Here is a 2,453-nt window from a genome sequence, read left to right as displayed (position 1 = left end):
GACCCGCACAACCCGTACGCCCGCCGCGGGTCGGGCGCCGCCCTGGAACCCGCGCTGCTCGGCACCTCGCTGCTCGCGGTCGGCCCGCCGGGATCGGGGAAGACCGCCCGCCTGGTCCGGCCGGTCGTCGAGTCGCTCGCGCTCCAGGCGCTCGCCGGCCAGGCGGCCGTCCTCGCCGTCGGCGGCGCGGGAGACCCCCTCGGCGCCGACGAGGCCTACGACGTCGTCGTGCGGGTCGGCGACCCGGCCTCCGCCTACGACTTCGACCTGTACGGCGGCACGACCGACCCCGACGAGGCGGCCGGCGTGCTGGCGGAGGGACTCGTCGGCGACGTACCCGGCCTGGACAGCCGGCGTGCCGCCACCGTGCTCGCCCAGCTCCTCGGCCCCTACCGGGCCGTCCACGGGCACTTCCCCGGCGTCCCGGCCCTCCGGGAGCTCCTCGACGGGGACCAGGGGGCGGTCGACGCACTGCGCGGGGAGCTCGCGGCCGGCGGCCACACCGCCATGCTGCGCGAGCTGGACGCCCGAACCCGGCAGCGCGGCGGTTCCCAGGACCCCGGGCCGGTCCTCGCCGACCGGATCGCCCTCCTGGACCGGCCCGCCTTCGCCCCGTTCTTCGCCACCGGGCCCGAATCCCGGCCCTTCTCCCTCAGGTCGCTGGAACACCTGCCCCTGCGGGTCCGTATCGACCTCCCGGAGCGTGCGCACGCCGAGGCGTCCCGGCTGCTCACCCGGCTCGTCCTCGCACAGTTCACCGCCGTCGCCGCCGCCCGCACCGACCGGTCGCTCTTCGTCTGCCTGGTGCTGGACGACGCCACCCAGGCCCTCACCACCGAGACCGTCCGGGGCATCCGGCGGCTGCGGTCGGCGAACGCCGGGGCCGTACTCGCCCTGCGGACCCTGGACGACGTCCCCGAGAGCCTGCACACCGCGCTGCTCGGCGGCGTCGGCTGCTGCATGGCCTTCTGCGGGGTCACCACCTGGGACGGCAAGCGGTTCGCGGACGTCTGGGGCAAGGAGTGGGTGGAGACCCGGGAGGTCGCCCACCACTCGGTCTTCGCCGACCAGCCGTTCACCCGCGCCCTGCACGGCCTGCGCAAGCTCGTCACCGGCAAGGCCGTCACCCGGGACGCGGTGACCGTGCGAAGGGTGGAACGCGAGCGCTGGTCCGCCTCCGCGCTCGCCTACGAACTGCCCGCCGGTCACGCGGTCCTCTCGCTGACCACGGTGGACGGGGAGCACGCCCCGCCGCTGCTGGTGAAACTGGACGGCTGAGCGGGCCGGTTACGCCGATTGCGCCGCCCTGGCAGAATCGGAACCGGCCGTCTGTACGGGACGGCGCAATCGACTCCCAGAGCCCCGGCGGTCCCATGCCACCCACTCTCGCCTCGCTCGTCCAGCACTCGGCGCTCAAGCTCAAGGTCCGCGCCGGGGCGGACCGGCTCGCCACACCCGTGCGCTGGGCGCACGCCAGCGAGCTCGCGGATCCCGTCCCTTACATGGACGGCGGTGAACTGCTCCTGGTCACCGCGACCAACCTCGACGCCGAGGACCCCGCGACGATGCGGCGGTACGTCCAGCGACTGGTGGCCGCCGAGGTCGCCGGGCTCGGGTTCGCCGTCGGGGTCACCTACGACGAGGTCCCCCCGGCCCTGATCGACGCCGCCGAGGAGGCCGGGCTGCCCCTCCTGGAAGTGCCCCGGCGCACGCCGTTCATCGCCATCAGCAAGGCGGTGTCGGCGGCCATCGCCGCCGACCAGTAACGGGCCGTCACCGCCGGCTTCGAGGCACAGCGCGAACTGACCCGGGCGGCCCTCGTCGGGGAGGGCCCCGCCGGGCTCATCACCCGCCTCGCCGCCCAGGTCGACGGCTGGGCCGCGCTGTACGACACGTCGGGCGCCGTCGTCGCGGTGGCACCCGACTGGGCGGCCCGCCGGGCCGCCCGGCTCACCGCGGACGTACGCCGCCTGGGGGACCGGGCCGCGCCCGCCAGCGCCGTCGTCGGCGGCCCCGAGGACCGGGTGGAGCTCCAGTCACTGGGCACCGGCCGGCACGCCCGGGGCGCGCTCGCCGTCGGGACGGGCGCCTCCCTCGGCACGGCCGAGCGGTACGCGGTGCACTCCGCCGTGGCCCTGCTGACCCTCACCACGGCCCGCTCGCGCGCGCTCCAGGACGCCGAGCAGCGGCTGGGGGCGGCGGTCCTGCAGATGCTGCTCGCCGGTCAGCCCGACCACGCCCGGGCGGTCGCTGGTGATCTGTACGGCGCCCTGCTGGACGCCCCGTTCCGGCTGCTCCTCGCGGAGGCGTCCGACACCGCGCTGCTCACCGAGACGATGGAGGCCGCCGCCGCCCGGTCCGGCGAGACGCTGCTGATGGTGCCGGAGGGCGACCGGGTCGTGGTGCTGGCCACGGACGGCGGCGCCGCCGTCGCGGCCTGCGCCGCGTACGCC

Annotated in this window: 2 pseudogenes; both read left to right on the top strand. The window is 76.3% G+C overall.

What is annotated here, in order from left to right:
* Positions 1 to 1,278: pseudogene (locus IH13_RS0123505) on the top strand (ATP/GTP-binding protein); the annotation flags it as partial.
* A gap of 95 nt (positions 1,279 to 1,373) precedes the next feature.
* A pseudogene (locus IH13_RS38230) lies at positions 1,374 to 2,453 on the top strand (PucR family transcriptional regulator ligand-binding domain-containing protein); the annotation flags it as partial.

Origin of the sequence: Streptomyces sp. NRRL WC-3549 (genome assembly GCF_000721935.1) — a bacterium.
GTDB lineage: Bacteria > Actinomycetota > Actinomycetes > Streptomycetales > Streptomycetaceae > Streptomyces.
Note: the sequence above shows the minus strand (reverse complement) of the source record. Positions and strands in the feature narration are given on the sequence as shown.